Origin of the sequence: Mesorhizobium sp. M0140 (assembly GCF_040322475.1) — a bacterium.
Taxonomy (GTDB): Bacteria; Pseudomonadota; Alphaproteobacteria; order Rhizobiales; family Rhizobiaceae; genus Mesorhizobium.
On the sequence record NZ_JAMYTM010000006.1, the window covers coordinates 86,066 to 100,052 of the forward strand.

The window sequence follows — 13,987 nt, forward strand, 5'->3', positions numbered from 1 at the left end:
ACGGATGACGAAATCCGCCGCAAAGGAGCCCACCCGTGTCGAAAGCCTCGGATATGGTCCGCACCGAAGTCAACCGTTTGTCGCCCTACAATTCCGGGCTCACCATTGACGAGGTTATGGAGCGATACGCACCGGCCAGGATCGCCAAACTGGGCTCGAACGAAAATCCGCTCGGGCCCAGCCCGACCCTCGTCACGACGATGCATGCCGGCTCCGAGATGTTCCGCCTCTATCCGGACCCTGCCGGGCGCAAGCTGCGCCAAGCGATCGGCGACAAATATGCCGTCACCGAGGACCAGATTATCCTCGGCAACGGTTCCGAAGACCTTCTCTCCGTCATCAGCCGTGCCGTGTTGCGGCCGGGCGACGCCGTCGTCACGCTCTATCCGTCGTTTCCGCTGCATGAGGACTACGCGACGTTGATGGGCGCTACCGTCAAGCGCGTTGTCGTCAACGACGATCTGACCATTAATGTCGATGCGCTGGTCGAGGCGGCGCGCGAGCGGCCGCGCATGCTGCTGTTCTCGAACCCGATGAACCCGGTCGGCAGCTGGCTCTCCGGCGGCGATCTGTCGAGGGTTCTGGATGCGACGAGCGACGAGACGCTGATCGTCATCGACGAAGCCTATGCCGAATATGCCGAGGGCGACGACTATGCGTCGTCCCTGCCCTATCTCGAAAAGCTGGACCGGCCCTGGATCGTGCTGCGGACCTTTTCCAAGGCGTTCGGTCTGGCCGGATTGCGGATCGGCTTCGGCATCGTCGGTGACCCGGAGCTGCGCGCGCTGCTCGACCGCGTCCGCACGCCTTTCAACGCCAACGGCATGGCCCAAGCCGCCGCACTCGCGGCGCTGGCCGACGACGAACACCTCGCCAGGGTCGTCGCGCTGGCCAGGGCGGAGAGAAAACGCGTCGAGACTTTCCTGGCAAGCAAGGGCCTCGACGTCGCCGCCTCCAGGGGCAACTTCCTGTTCTTCAACTGCCGGCAAGATGCTTCCGCCTTCGTTGAAGGCCTGCTGCGGCAAGGCGTCATCGTCAAGCCGTGGAAGCAGCAGGGTTTTGACACCTATGTGCGCGCCAGCATCGGCTCGGCTGCGGAGAACGACCACTTCATGGCCGTTCTGTCGGAACTGTTCTGAATACACGCTTTGTTCGCAATTCGGACGGGTTAGTTGACCCGCGCCTTGCGGCTGCGATGTGCCAATTCGGACACGATGTCACTCTGCGGCGCAGTTCGTTGAACGGAGGCAATAGATTTTTTGGGCTTCAAACCGACAGGAGGCCTTAACTTTCGCGGCGTGGGTTTTTACATCTCGGGGGTCTGCAAACGATCGACCCTGAGGAGGCTCCCTTGCAGCAACCAGATGACATCGCCGCCCGCCGATTGGGCATTCTCATCGAGCATATGTGGAAGCGCGCAAAAAGCACTACGACTATGTGTCGACCGAGCAGGCCTATCGGGCCATCCGGCAGGTCCTCAAACCCGCCATTCCCGATCGCGAACTCGACGACATGGTCGCCGCGCTTGCCGTGAAGAACGGCCTGGCGGTCGTTTTCGACCGCCAAACCAAAGCGTCCGCCGATCATGTCCCTCGGAGCGCAAGGCCCTAGATCAACGCAGGTCTGGAGGCGTCGAGCGCCACATCGATACGGGGCCAAACGGCCCCGTATCGATGTGTATCGCCGGAGGAACGAGCGATACACCTGCGCCATGGGCCTGTGTGCCGCAGGCCGACGGCCTGGCAGCTTCAGGCGGCAGTGCTGACCTTGCCCGGCTCGAGGATCGACTTGACCTTGTCGGCGACGGCGCGCCCCAGATCGGCGTTGTTTGCGGCGGTGAAATGAATTCCGTCGACACCGTCCGTGGTGAGGTAATCGCCGGCATTGAGGAAATCGATCTTCATAAAATCCGCCATCGCCTTGTATTGCCTGGCCAGGTCTCTGGATTTTTCGTGCCCGCCGCCGAACATGCCCTCGAACCACGGATCGGGCATCGGGGTCAGCGGCGGCGGCGCAATGACCAGCGCCTTCGGCGCCGGATACGGGGTGCCGATGCCCCCGGCGCTGGTCAGGATCTGCCCGACCAATTTCGCCATTCCATTGGCGATCTCATAGGGCGTCCGGCGGAAATAAGACTTGGTGTCGTTGGTGCCGAGCATGACGATGACCAGATCGAGCGGCAGATGGCTGGCGATGGCCGCGGGCAGATAATTGGCCCCGTTCAGGCGCGGATCGTTGGGGTCGTCGAGACAGGTGGTGCGCGCGCTCAGGCCTTCTTCGATGATGTGGTAGCCCGCCCCTAGCGCCGTCGCCATCACACCGGTCCAGCGCTGATCATAAGGGTAGCGGTAGGTCGGCGACCCCTCCTTGACCGGAACCCAGCCCCAGGTCAGCGAGTCGCCGTAGCACATGATGTTTTTTGGCGGTGACATCCATGTTTCTCCATCTGTTTGCAATTGTCTGAACGCCGGCGCACTTGCTTTTCGCCGTCTTAAGTCAGGGGTTTCGCACGCGCACTCCGTAGAAGATCGCCGCGCCGAGGATGATGACGCCCTGCGCGATGAGCTTGCCGGGCTCGTCGATGCCGAGCACCGTCATCACCACGAACAGCAGCGCAAAGCACAGCGCCCCGAAGAAGGGCCCCCAGACGCCGCCGTCGCCACGACCGAAGACGACGCCGCCGAGGATCGTTGCCGCGACCGCCAGGATCGGCAGGTCGAGGCCGACACGGACGCTGCCGACGGCGATCGAACCGGTCTGCACCAGGGCCGCGATCGCCGCGATCAGGCCGGCGAGCGTATGCGCCAGGATGACCGTGCGCTGGACCGGCACGCCGGAAAAATGCGCGGCTTCGGCATTCTCCCCGACCGAGGCGACGTAGCGGCCAAAGACGGTCCGCGACAGAAGCAGCCACACCGAAGCGGTCAGCAGGACCCAGAACAGCACCGGCGTCGGAACCGACAGGAATTTCGTGTTGTAGAGGTCGTTGAACAGCTTCGGCACATCGCCGGGCGGATTGCCGCTCGACAGGAACTGCACCAGCCCTACCAGGATGATGCTGACCGCCAGCGTGACGATGACAGCCGACACCCGCCGGCTCCCTATCATGAAGCCGTTGAACAGGCCGATGACGAGGCCGGTGGCGAGCGCCAGCACGACGAAGAAAGGCATCGACGCGCCGGGGAAAGTGCCCGACGAGATGAAATAGTTGATGAGCAGGATGATGCCGCCGCCGGAGAGGTCGATCGACTTCACCCGCATGACGACGAGCTGCCCCAGCACCAGGATGCCGAGCGGGACGATCTGCCTGACGAAGATACCCATGATGTTGAGGTTGAGCATGTTCGGTCGCGCGATCCACAGCGTCGCCAGCAGCACGAGAAAGACAAAATAGGACGGCGGTATGCGCAGCAGGCGCCGGGCGATCGGATTTGCGAGAACGGCAGCCATCTTTTAGAGCCCCATCTTCTTGCGGGATTGCAGCCCGACCACCGCCAGCAGGATGCCGCCCTTGATCGCGGTCTGGACAAAGGGGGAGACGTTGGCGAGGTTCATGCCATTGGCCAGCAGCGCCATGACCAGCGCGCCGATCACCGTGCCGTGCAGGCTGCCTATGCTGCCGGAGAGCTGGGTGCCTCCAAGGGCGACGGCGGTGACGGTGTCGAGTTCGAAAAGCAGCCCGACATTCGGATCGCCCGACACGATGCGCCCGGCCAGGAAGACACCGGCAACGGCCGCGAAACAGGAACAGACCACATAGGCGAGGATGATGTTGCGACGGTCGGAGACGCCGAAATTGCGGGCAGCACTTTCAGCGCCCGAAGCAATGCCGCCGCCAATCGCAAACAGATGCAGCCCGTATCGCGATCCGTAGAGCAGTTTCCACGCTGCCAGGATCACGACGATGCCCCAGAAAACCGGATAGGGAACGCCGAGGAAACTGCCTGAGACGGCATCGATGACGATCTCCGGCACCGTACCGCCGGACACAGGACGCAGGATGCGCGTGATGCCGAGCACGATGTACTGCGTCGACAGCGTCGCGATGATCGGATGGACGTTGAAACGGGTGATCGCCAGGCCGTTGATCAGCCCGATGAGTGCCGCCAGCACGAAGACCGCCGGGATCAGCACGACAGCCGGCTGATCGAGCGCCAGCACCGCCGTGGTGAAGCTGATGACGGAGCCGACCGACAGATCGAGCCCGCCGATGAGCACGACCACCAACTGTCCGATGGCCGCGATGATCAGCGGCATTGCCTGGGCCACCAGGTTGAAGAGGTTTTCGGCCGTGGCAAATTGTGTCGTCTCGACGGTCAGCCACAGCGAAATGAACAAGGCGACCAGCAGTGGCAGGCCCCACAGGCCTTGCCGCGTGTTCCGGCCACTCAGGATGTTGAACAGCGAGCGAACCATGGCAGCCCCCCTAGTGCTGGCGCGCGGAGCCGCCCGTCAGGGCCGCGTCGAGGATCTTGTGTTCCGTCGCCTGCGCCGCCGGCATTTCGGCAACGATGGTGTCGTCGTGGACGACGTAGATGCGATCGCAGAGCCCGATCAACTCGATCGTCTCGCGCGAGAGCACCAGCACGGCGCCGCCCTTGGCGGTAAAGTCGCGCAGCAGGTGGTAGATCTCGGACTTGGCGCCGATGTCGACGCCGCGGGTCGGCTCCTCGACCAGCAGAAGATCGAGATCGGCGGCCAGGTAGCGGCCGAGGAGAACCTTTTGCTGGTTGCCGCCCGACAGGGAGCCGACCGGCGCGGACGGCCCTGCCGCCTTTATGTTCATGACCTCCATCATGCGGGCGATGACGTTTCGATACGGCTGCGCCGGCGCGAGTTCGAATCGCCTCGAATGCAATCCGATGGCGATGTTGTGGGCGATCGGCAAAGCGAGGAAGAGCCCCTCCTCCTTGCGGTCCTCGGGAACGAAGCCGACCCTCAGCTGCTGCAAATGGCGAACGCCTGATGATGCCGGGAGCGGCATTTTCAGCGCTTTGCCGTTGACGGAAATCGTCCCGGCGGAGGGATGATAGCGGCCGATCAGCGATCTCAGGAAGCGCTGCTGGCCCTGCCCCTCCAGTCCGGCCAGGGCTACGATCTCACCCTTGTGCAAAGACAGCGACAGCGGCCGCGATGTGTCGGTGATTCTGAGGTTCTCGACTCGCAGGATCTCATCACCCTTATCGCCCGTGCGATCGGGAAAAAGGTCCTGGAGTTCGCGTCCGACCATCATGGCGATGAGGTCGTCGGTGGTGATCTCGGACACCATCCTGGTGCCGACCAGTGCGCCGTCCTTCAGCACCGTCACCGTGTCGCACAGCTCGAAGATCTCCTCCATGCGATGCGAGATGTAGACGATGGCTTTTCCCTTATCGCGCAGCCGGCGGATGTTGCGGTTGAGCACATCGACATCGGCCGCGTTGAGAGCAGCCGTCGGCTCGTCGAGGATAAGCACGCTGGCGTCCGCCTGGATGCAATGCGCGATCTCGACGAATTGCCGCTCGGCTATGGTCAGGTTGGAAACGAGTTGCGACGGGTCGAGCGTGAGGCCGAGTTCGCCAAGCGCCTTGGCGGTCTGGCTTTTCATCGCCCGATAATCGATCGAGCCGAACCGGGTCGTCGGCTCCCGGCCCAGAAACATGTTTTCGGCGATCGACAGATTGGGCAGCAGCGAATGCTCCTGGAAAACGGTCGAAATGCCGGCATCGAGTGCGGCGCGCGGCGATTTCAGATCGAGCTTCTCCCCGTTCATGAAGATCTCGCCGGAATCGGGCTGATGCACGCCCGCCAGGATCTTCATCAACGTCGATTTGCCGGCGCCGTTCTCGCCCATCAGGGCGTGGACGCTGCCCGCCTTGAGATCGAGGGAAACGGAATGGAGCGCCTTGCTCCCTCCGAATGCCTTCGAAATGTGGGACATCTCGATAAGATTGGTCACGAAACCCTCGAACGAACCAAATTCAACACATGGAACGGCCTGCGGGGAATGCTTGTCCACTCCCCGCCAGCCACGGCGCCGTCACTTCTTGCCGTAATATTCCTTCAGCTTGTCCTCGGGCAGTTCGCTCGGCCACCAGACATTGGCGGTCAGGTCGTCGCGATAGTATTTTTTGGCCTTGTCCTGGTCCCATCCGTCGGGATTATAGACATAGCGTTTGTAGAGCTGCTTGCCTTCCAGAAGGGCAACAGCGGCGCGCACGCCGGCCGCACCTTGGGCGGGGCTGTATTCCGGCGAGATCGACTTGAACCCGTCCGTGATCCACTGGCCGAAATAGCCATTGTTGCCCTCGCCCGAAATCGGCGGAACGGGCGTGCCGAACTGCTTGAAGACATCGACGCAGGCGCGCGTCATGTCAGCGCCGGACGACCAGATGCCGTCAACCTGTGGGTTGTTCAGATAAAGCGTCTCGCACAGCTTCTTGGCCTTGTCGTACTGCCAGTCACCATGCTCCTCGGCGATGATCTGCACATGCGTGCCCTTGAGCGACTCCAGGAGTCCGTTGTAGCGGTTGGTGTCTTCCGGATGTCCGGCCAGGCCACGCAGGACCCAGATCTTGCCGTTGTCGCCGACGGTCTTGACCAGCCAGTCGCCCATCACCTTGCCGAAATGCTCGGCGCCGCCCTGGATTTCGGTGGTGTAGGCGTCGGAATCGATGCGACCGGTGTGGAGAATGACGGGAATGCCGGCGGCGACCGCCTTGGCGATGCTGGCATTCGCCGATGTGCTGGTCACCGGCTGCACGATGATCGCGTCGACATGCTGCGCAATCAGGTCCTCGATATCCGCCACCTGCTTCTTCTGGTCGAAGCCGGCATCGAGCAGGATGAATTTCGAGATGCGCTTGTCCTTGGCCGCGGCATTCTCCGCCTCATGCGCCACCTGTACCGTCCACGTGTTTGCGTTGACGCCGAAGTCGCTCATTCCGATGACCCAGGGCGGGTCCTTCTTGAACGCACCGGCCGCGGTCATGCGCGTGTCGTCGGGGCGCGGCGCGACGCCGTCCATCAGCTTGATGTCTTCCGCATGCGCCAGGGACGTCACGGCAAGCGTGGACGCAACTAGCATCCCCAGGCCGACGGTTTTCAGCAATCCTAACATTCAACTCTCCTCCTTGTGGTTGTCCCGGCCTACGAATTCGTATGGCCGGCCGTACGAATGTGTACTGCCGCGAGACGCTCTCCCGATGCATGCTCGTCGTCGCAAACCGACCGATGCACGCGATTCTCCCGTCCCCGAACACATGCGTGTCGAGGCCCAACCCGGGCTGGACGATGGTGACGGTTGAGAACTCCTCCGGCACTTTAGAAGCACAGCGGATTCGCCCTGTCAATAGTTAGTCATGTTGAATGACTATTCCCTTGCTTGCCTTTCACCGCTCCGCTATCCATCATGAATGGCGCTCGCCGGCTTCGGCGCGCTGTCAGTCCCGGCGGGAAAAACATGCGATCAGTCTTGTGCTACGGCGACTCCAACACGCACGGCCAGATCCCCGGCAGGGGGCCGCTCGAGCGCTATGGGCCGGGTGAACGCTGGCCGGGAATATTGCGTTCTCAGCTAGGCCCCGACTGGTATGTCATCGAGGAAGGATTGAGCGGCCGCACCACCGTCCACGACGACCCGATCGAGGGCGCCCACAAAAACGGCAGAACCTATCTTCGCCCCTGCCTGCAGAGCCATGCGACGCTCGACCTCGTCATCATCATGCTCGGCACCAACGACCTGAAGATCCGCTTCAACAAGCCGCCGTCGGAAGTGGCGATGGGGATCGGCTGCCTCGTCTATGACATCAAGGAGCTGGCGCCTGGGCCAGGCGGCTCGACGCCCGAGATCATGATCGTGGCGCCGCCGCCGATGCAGGACGACGTCAAGGAATGGAAGTCCATCTTCGCCGGTGCGCCGGAGAAATCGCGCCTGCTCGCGCTCGAGTTCGAGGTTCTGGCGGACTCGCTCGAACTCCACTTTTTCGATGCCGGCTCGGTGGTGTCGTGCAGCGAAGCGGACGGCTTTCACATCGATGCCGAGGCGCACAGATTGCTGGGCACCGCACTTGCCCGCGCGGTCGATGCCATCGGCTGGAGCCGCTCGACATGAGCAACACTAAAGCCACCGGGCAACGAGCTCCAACCGACGGGGCGACCCTTGCCTGACATGAGGTTCGCACCACCCAATCCATTGCGCATCGCCGATCGCGCGAGCGGGCTGAATGCGTTGAGCGTCCGCAGCTACAATGAGCGGCTGGTGCTGTCGCTGCTGCTTCAGAACGAAGGCATTTCGCGGATGGAAATCGGCGAAAAAACCGGCCTCTCGGCGCAGACGGCATCGGTTATCGTCCGCTCGCTCGAGCAGGAAGGCCTGGTCTCGCAAGGCGAGGCGCAGCGCGGCCGCGTCGGGCCGCCCACCATCCCGCTTTCGCTCAACCCGGAGGGCGCCTATGCGGTTGGCGTCGGCTTCAGCCGACGCCGGATCGACATCGCACTCATCGATTTCATCGGCACCGTGCGCTTCCACACGCAATTGCCGGCGGATGAAGCCAATCCCTTTCCGCAAAGCGGCGATCTGTTCGGCGCGATCAGGCAAGCCATGACCAGCCTGCCGGTCGAGGCGCGCAGCCGGGTTGCCGGCATCGGCCTGGCCGTTCCCGACGATGTCGACACGATGGCTGCAACCCGCAACGGATCGAGCACCTCGCTGAAAGCCTTGCAGGGGGAGATCGAGGAACAGATCAAGCTGCCGGTTTTCGTGCAGAACGACATCACCGCGGCAGCTGGCGGCGAGAGCATGTTCGGCGTCGCAAAGCCGCTCAACGACTATCTGTTCTTCTATCTGGGAGCACGGCTGCAGAGCAGGCTCATCCTCAACCACCAGATCTACAAGGGAAACTCCAGCGCCAGCTTCGATCATGGCCTGATGCGCCTGGAGAGCGAACTGGCCATGCGCGGGCGCCCGTCCGAAATCATCTGGAGCAGCAGCCCTGAGTGGCCTGACCTGGGCGAGGCCTACAGCGCATGGCTGGGCGAGTGTTCCGACCGCCTGAAAGCGTCGATCTCCGCGCTGACCCAGTTTGTCGAGTTCAGTTCGGTCGTCCTGTCCAGCTATGCGCCGCAAAAGATCGCCGAGGCCTTGTGCGACGACATCGGCCGGGAATTCCCCGGCATCGAAGCGCTGCCCGCGCGGGTCAGCATCAGCCCGAAGGCCGTCGGCGCGGCAAGCCTGCCGTTCAGTTCACGCTTCATGATCCAGTGATCGAGCCGAACCGGCGTTGCCGGTCTGCCGATCATGCACCCTCTGCAGGTCCATCGATGATTTTCAGGTGACCAAGCGAATCTACTTGCCAGGACGCCTCACTTAATAGCATGTTAAGTGAACCCTGAGATCGCCATGAAAATCGCTGCGGATCACGCACTCAATGACAATGCCGCAACCAGCGCCGAAGCGCGCCGCTCGACGGTATTGGGCGATCGCATCAAGGCCTATCGCACCACGCGGCGCCTGACGCTGCGCCAGCTCGGCGGCATGATCGGCACCACCGCCAGCTTCCTGAGCCAGCTCGAGCGCGGCCTTTCCGGCGCCAACACCAGCACATTGATGCTGATCGCCAATGCGCTCGGCATCAGCCTCGCCGATCTTTTCGACGACTGCGAAGTGTCGCCGCACGCGGTGCTGACACGCGCCGAGCGGCCGGCGCTGCCGACCAGCGAAGGCTACCGCAAGACGCTGCTGTCGCGCCGGCCGATCCGCGAGATGGAAGTCTATTGCGGCGAGTTCGCCGTCGGCGGCTCCACCGGCGACGTGCCCTATACGCATGGCAACGCGAGCGAGATGTTCCTCGTGCTGCGCGGACGCGTGCAACTGACGCTCGGCGACGAGAGCTTCACCCTCGAAGAGGGCGACAGCATCGAATATTCGACCTCGACGCCGCACCGGACGATCAATGTCGGCGATGCGGTGGCCGAGGTGCTGTGGATCATCGCGCCGCCGACAAGCGGCGCTGTCGACCTCGATCAATATGTAGCCCGGAAAACGCTCGCGCCCGGCCTGCCAAAATCAAACAGCGAGCCATCGGAGGGTTAGAAAATGGGAAGCAGATCAAGATTGGCCGGATTTGTCGGCGCCGCCGCACTGGCCTTGCTCGCAGCCGCCGCTCACGCGCAGAACGCGCCGCCGGCCGGAACCGTGGTCGACGGCTCGTTGAAGGGCAAGACGCTGACCTTCGTCTCCTATGGCGGCATCTACCAGGACGGCCAGGTTGCCGCGCTCAAGGAATTCGTCGACAAGAGCGGCGTCAAGCTTTTGAACGACGGACCGACCGAAATCGCCAAGCTTCAGGCGCAGGTCGAATCAGGCAATGTGACCTGGGATGTCGTCGACACAGACGATTTTCCGCCCTTCGTGCATTGCGGAAAACTGTTCCAGAAACTCGATCTGACCAAGCTCGACATCTCGCACATCCCGCCCGGACAGGTCGGCGAATGCAGCGTGCCGGCGATGAACTACGGCATGGTCCTGATGTACAAGAACGACACGTACAAGGACAATCCGCCAAAGGACTGGAAGGATTTCTTCGACACCGCGAAATTCCCCGGCACCCGTGCCATCGACGGCAGTGGCAGCCCGCTCGGCGGCCTGATCGAACAGGCCATCCTGGCCGACGGCGGCAAGGTCGACGCCATGACGCCTGCCGATATCGACAAGGGCATCGCCAAGATCAAGGCGATCGGCCCCGACACCATCTTCTGGAAGACCGGCGCAGAATCCCAGCAGCTTGCCGAATCCGGCGAGGCCGACATGATCATCATGTGGACTGGCCGCGCCATGACGGCGGTCAAGAATGGCGCTGCCTATACGCCGGTGTGGAAGGACTGGCTGGTCGTCATGGATCAGCTGACCATCCCGGTCGGCGCCAAGGACACCGATGCCTCCTACGCGCTGATCAACGCCTATCTCGGCAAGAAGTCGCAGGAGATCCTGACCGAGCAGACGTCCTACTCGCCGATCAACAACGAGGCGCAGCCCAAGGTCGACGCATCCGTCGCCGCCTTCCTGACCAACACGCCGGACCACGCGAAGCTCGGCTACCAGCAGAACATCAAGTTCTGGGTCGCCAATTTCGCCGCCGCGTCCGACAAGTGGACGGCGCTGATGGCCGGCAACTGAGCCGGCTATCACTGAGGTGACGGCGTGAGCCAGACATCGCATACGCCGACGGCCGGGGGTGATCATTCCCGGCCGTCAGGTGCCGTGCAGGGGCCGCAGCGGCGCCTGCGCCTTGCCGCCTATCCGTCCCTGCTGGCGATGCCGGCCCTGCTCCTGCTTATCGCGGCTATGGGCTATCCCTTGCTGACCGTCACGCTGCGCAGTTTTTCGGACCCGGCCTGGGGCCTGCAGAACTACGTCTGGTTCTTCTCCACGCCGGTGAACGTCACCGTCCTGTGGCGCACCTTTTCCATCGCCGCCTGGGTCACCATCGTCTGCGTCATCGCGGCCTACCCCTACGCCTATCTCATGACGGCCGTCGAGCCGCGCCTGCGACTCGTCCTCATCTTGTGCGTTTTGGTGCCGTTCTGGGTCAGCGGCGTGGTGCGCACCTTGGCCTGGGTCATCCTGCTGCAAGATTCCGGCATCATCAATTCGGTGATCAGGCTGCTCGGCTTTGACGGCGTGAAGCTGATCCGCACGCAGACCGGAGTCGTCATCGGCATGGCGCAGGTGTTGCTGCCGTTCATGATCCTGCCGCTCTATTCGGTCATGCGCGGCATCGATTTGCGCCTCGTGCAGGCGGCGCGCAGCCTTGGTGCGCGCCCGGCACGCGCCTTCCTGGAAATCTATCTGCCGTTGTCGCTGCCCGGCGTCTTCGCCGGCGCCATCATCGTCTTCATCCTGTCGCTCGGCTTCTACATCACGCCGGCCCTGCTCGGCGGCCCGCGCAGCACCATGCTGTCGACGCTGGTGCAGAGCCAGGTGCTCAGCCTGCTCAACTGGGGCCGAGGCGGCGCCATGGGCGTCGTCCTGCTGGTCGCGACCTTCGTGCTGCTGGCGCTCGCCGCACCGCTGATGCGCCAGCGCCACAAGCAGGCGTCCAGATCATGAGACAAACGCCGTTCCGCATTCTGCTCGGCCTGTTCTGCCTGCTGGTCGCCGTCTGGCTGGTGATGCCGACGCTGGTCATCATCCCGATGTCGTTCAACGAGAAGAAGTCGCTCGCTTTCCCGCCGTCCGGCTTCTCCTGGCAGTGGTACGCGAATTTCTTCACCAATCCCGATTGGCTGTCGAGCTTCTTCAATTCGCTCAGGGTCGCGGGCCTCGTCGCCGTTGCCGCCACGCTGATCGGCACGCTGGCGTCGCTTGGCCTCAGCCGCATGAAACATTCCGGCGCCGGCCTGCTGCGCGCCATCCTGATCACGCCGATGATCGTGCCCGGCGTGGTGCTGGCGATCGGCATCTATGCCGTTTACCTCGACTACCAGCTTGTCGGCACCACCACCGGCTTCGTCATCGCGCACACGATGCTGGCGATCCCCTTCGTCATCATCGCCGTATCGGCAAGCCTCGAAGTCTTCGACGTGCGGCTGGAAACGGCGGCGGCCAGCCTCGGCGCCAACCGCTTCACCACATTCCGCACCGTGACCTTGCCGCTGATCGCGCCCGGTATCCTGTCCGGGCTTTTGTTTGCCTTCGTCACCTCCTTCGATGAAATCATCGTCGCGCTGTTCATCACCAGTCCCTACCTCAAGACCTTGCCGGTGCAGATCTTCACCAGCATCACCCGCGACGCCGACCCGACGGTGACGGCCGTCGGAACCATCATCTTCATTGCCACGACGCTGATCATCAGCGCCGGGCTGATCATCAGCTCGAAATCGACGAGGAGTTGAGATGACTGCGAGGGAACGTGGCGCGGCCATCGACATCAAGGGCGCAACCAAGCGCTACGGCAATTTCACCGCGCTCGACGATGTCAGCCTGCATATCGAGCCCGGCGAGTTCATGACGCTGCTGGGGCCTAGCGGCTCGGGCAAGACGACCACGCTCAACGTCGTTGCGGGCTTCACCGACCTCACCGCAGGCGATCTTGCCGTCGGCGGCAACAGCATCGTCGCCCTGCCGGCGCACAAGCGCAACATCGGCGTCGTGTTCCAGCACTACGCGCTGTTTCCGCACATGACCGTCGGCAAGAACGTCGCCTATCCCCTCACCTTGCGCGGCATGGACAAGCAGGCGCGCGACCGTCTCGTCGTGCGAGCGCTGGACATGGTCAAGATGGCCGATTTCGCGCATCGCTATCCCTCAGAGCTTTCCGGCGGCCAGCAGCAGCGCGTGGCGCTGGCGCGCGCCATCGTCTTCGATCCGCCGCTGCTGTTGATGGACGAACCGCTCGGCGCGCTCGACAAGAAACTGCGCGAATGGCTGCAGCTGGAGATCAAGCGCATCCACCGCGAACTCGGCACCACCTTCGTCTATGTGACGCACGACCAGGAAGAAGCGCTGGTTCTGTCCGACCGCATCGCCGTGTTCAACCAGGGGCGCATCGAACAGGTCGGAACCGGCCGCCAGCTCTATGACGAGCCGACGACCTTGTTCGTGGCCAAGTTCATCGGCGAATCGACCAGTTTGCGTGGCACCGCCCAGACGTCAGGAAACGAGACCAGCCTGACGATCGCCGGCCAGAAGATCGTGGCCAACGGCAAGCTTGCCGGCGGAGGCAAACCGGTGGTCCTGCTGCGGCCGGAAAAGCTCTCGCTTGCCGGCACCAACACGCCTCCCGCCGCCGGGCAGAACAGCCTCACCGGTGAGGTCAGCGAGGCGATCTATCTGGGGTCGGGTTCGAAATACCAGGTGACGCTTCGCGATGGCTCGGTCGCCATCGTGCGCTCGTCGCTGGAAGCCACACCGTTCTCGATTGGTGACACGGTCGATCTGCGCTGGTCGGTAGTCGATGCAAAACTTCTTGCCGACGACGATCGCGCCGACATGACGATGACCTGATCG

At 63.0% G+C, this 13,987-nt stretch carries 14 protein-coding genes; 9 read left to right on the forward strand and 5 right to left on the reverse strand.

Translation table 11 applies throughout. The annotated features are described in order from the left end of the window. The first annotated feature begins 35 nt into the window (after window positions 1-35). Together NKJ37_RS08425 and NKJ37_RS08430 are read left to right on the forward strand one after the other, a co-directional pair. The gene (locus NKJ37_RS08425) at window positions 36-1,139 is read left to right on the forward strand and encodes a histidinol-phosphate transaminase (RefSeq protein WP_128303931.1); all 1,104 of its coding nucleotides are present in this window, start codon (window positions 36-38) and stop codon (window positions 1,137-1,139) included. Between the two features lie 268 nt (window positions 1,140-1,407). Beyond that, window positions 1,408-1,611: a hypothetical protein gene (locus tag NKJ37_RS08430; protein WP_245486178.1), complete on the forward strand. Its 204-nt coding sequence runs from the start codon at window positions 1,408-1,410 to the stop codon at window positions 1,609-1,611. Window positions 1,612-1,748: 137 nt separating this feature from the next. On the opposite strand, the gene NKJ37_RS08435 is transcribed toward NKJ37_RS08430, so the two are convergent. From NKJ37_RS08435 to NKJ37_RS08455, 5 genes are all read right to left on the reverse strand, one after another. Beyond that, window positions 1,749-2,432, reverse strand: coding sequence for an SGNH/GDSL hydrolase family protein (locus NKJ37_RS08435; protein ID WP_128303930.1), 684 nt, complete (start codon window positions 2,430-2,432; stop codon window positions 1,749-1,751). A gap of 64 nt (window positions 2,433-2,496) precedes the next feature. Beyond that, complete coding sequence (locus NKJ37_RS08440) at window positions 2,497-3,450, reverse strand: ABC transporter permease (protein WP_023809400.1); 954 nt, start codon at window positions 3,448-3,450, stop codon at window positions 2,497-2,499. A gap of 3 nt (window positions 3,451-3,453) precedes the next feature. Then, the gene (locus NKJ37_RS08445; protein WP_023809401.1) at window positions 3,454-4,416 is read right to left on the reverse strand and encodes an ABC transporter permease; all 963 of its coding nucleotides are present in this window, start codon (window positions 4,414-4,416) and stop codon (window positions 3,454-3,456) included. A 10-nt stretch (window positions 4,417-4,426) separates the two neighbouring features. Next, window positions 4,427-5,938 carry a sugar ABC transporter ATP-binding protein gene (locus tag NKJ37_RS08450; protein ID WP_023809402.1) on the reverse strand — a complete coding sequence of 504 codons (1,512 nt, stop codon included), beginning with the start codon at window positions 5,936-5,938 and terminating at the stop codon, window positions 4,427-4,429. An 81-nt stretch (window positions 5,939-6,019) separates the two neighbouring features. Continuing rightward, entirely contained in the window at window positions 6,020-7,099 is a 1,080-nt protein-coding gene (locus tag NKJ37_RS08455) for a substrate-binding domain-containing protein (RefSeq protein ID WP_023809403.1), read from the reverse strand. 342 nt (window positions 7,100-7,441) lie between these two features. Between NKJ37_RS08455 and NKJ37_RS08460 the strand changes: the two genes are divergently transcribed. The 7 genes from NKJ37_RS08460 (at window position 7,442) to NKJ37_RS08490 (ending at window position 13,984) form a co-directional block, all read left to right on the forward strand. Beyond that, window positions 7,442-8,092 carry an SGNH/GDSL hydrolase family protein gene (locus NKJ37_RS08460; RefSeq protein ID WP_023809404.1) on the forward strand — a complete coding sequence of 217 codons (651 nt, stop codon included), beginning with the start codon at window positions 7,442-7,444 and terminating at the stop codon, window positions 8,090-8,092. A 57-nt stretch (window positions 8,093-8,149) separates the two neighbouring features. Next, window positions 8,150-9,244, forward strand: coding sequence for an ROK family transcriptional regulator (locus NKJ37_RS08465; protein ID WP_023809405.1), 1,095 nt, complete (start codon window positions 8,150-8,152; stop codon window positions 9,242-9,244). Between the two features lie 135 nt (window positions 9,245-9,379). Further along, window positions 9,380-10,072 (forward strand): helix-turn-helix domain-containing protein, encoded by a 693-nt coding sequence (locus NKJ37_RS08470; RefSeq protein ID WP_023809406.1) that lies wholly within the window; start codon window positions 9,380-9,382, stop codon window positions 10,070-10,072. A gap of 3 nt (window positions 10,073-10,075) precedes the next feature. Then, window positions 10,076-11,155 carry an extracellular solute-binding protein gene (locus tag NKJ37_RS08475; protein WP_023809407.1) on the forward strand — a complete coding sequence of 360 codons (1,080 nt, stop codon included), beginning with the start codon at window positions 10,076-10,078 and terminating at the stop codon, window positions 11,153-11,155. A 24-nt stretch (window positions 11,156-11,179) separates the two neighbouring features. Beyond that, the gene (locus NKJ37_RS08480) at window positions 11,180-12,088 is read left to right on the forward strand and encodes an ABC transporter permease (RefSeq protein WP_023809408.1); all 909 of its coding nucleotides are present in this window, start codon (window positions 11,180-11,182) and stop codon (window positions 12,086-12,088) included. Next, the gene (locus NKJ37_RS08485; RefSeq protein WP_023809409.1) at window positions 12,085-12,873 is read left to right on the forward strand and encodes an ABC transporter permease; all 789 of its coding nucleotides are present in this window, start codon (window positions 12,085-12,087) and stop codon (window positions 12,871-12,873) included. The genes NKJ37_RS08480 and NKJ37_RS08485 overlap by 4 nt, the downstream gene beginning before the upstream one ends. Before the next feature lies 1 nt (window position 12,874). Continuing rightward, the gene (locus tag NKJ37_RS08490) at window positions 12,875-13,984 is read left to right on the forward strand and encodes an ABC transporter ATP-binding protein (RefSeq protein WP_023809410.1); all 1,110 of its coding nucleotides are present in this window, start codon (window positions 12,875-12,877) and stop codon (window positions 13,982-13,984) included. Window positions 13,985-13,987 lie beyond the last annotated feature (3 nt).

What these genes read in the sequence shown, in the direction of transcription:
- NKJ37_RS08435 (WP_128303930.1), bottom strand. Translation starts at nt 2,432, where the DNA reads ATGTCACCGCCAAAAAACATCATGTGCTACGGCGACTCGCTGACCTGG.
- NKJ37_RS08440 (WP_023809400.1), bottom strand. Translation starts at nt 3,450, where the DNA reads ATGGCTGCCGTTCTCGCAAATCCGATCGCCCGGCGCCTGCTGCGCATA.
- NKJ37_RS08445 (WP_023809401.1), bottom strand. Translation starts at nt 4,416, where the DNA reads ATGGTTCGCTCGCTGTTCAACATCCTGAGTGGCCGGAACACGCGGCAA.
- NKJ37_RS08455 (WP_023809403.1), bottom strand. Translation starts at nt 7,099, where the DNA reads ATGTTAGGATTGCTGAAAACCGTCGGCCTGGGGATGCTAGTTGCGTCC.
- NKJ37_RS08460 (WP_023809404.1), top strand. Translation starts at nt 7,442, where the DNA reads ATGCGATCAGTCTTGTGCTACGGCGACTCCAACACGCACGGCCAGATC.
- NKJ37_RS08465 (WP_023809405.1), top strand. Translation starts at nt 8,150, where the DNA reads ATGAGGTTCGCACCACCCAATCCATTGCGCATCGCCGATCGCGCGAGC.
- NKJ37_RS08470 (WP_023809406.1), top strand. Translation starts at nt 9,380, where the DNA reads ATGAAAATCGCTGCGGATCACGCACTCAATGACAATGCCGCAACCAGC.
- NKJ37_RS08475 (WP_023809407.1), top strand. Translation starts at nt 10,076, where the DNA reads ATGGGAAGCAGATCAAGATTGGCCGGATTTGTCGGCGCCGCCGCACTG.
- NKJ37_RS08485 (WP_023809409.1), top strand. Translation starts at nt 12,085, where the DNA reads ATGAGACAAACGCCGTTCCGCATTCTGCTCGGCCTGTTCTGCCTGCTG.
- NKJ37_RS08490 (WP_023809410.1), top strand. Translation starts at nt 12,875, where the DNA reads ATGACTGCGAGGGAACGTGGCGCGGCCATCGACATCAAGGGCGCAACC.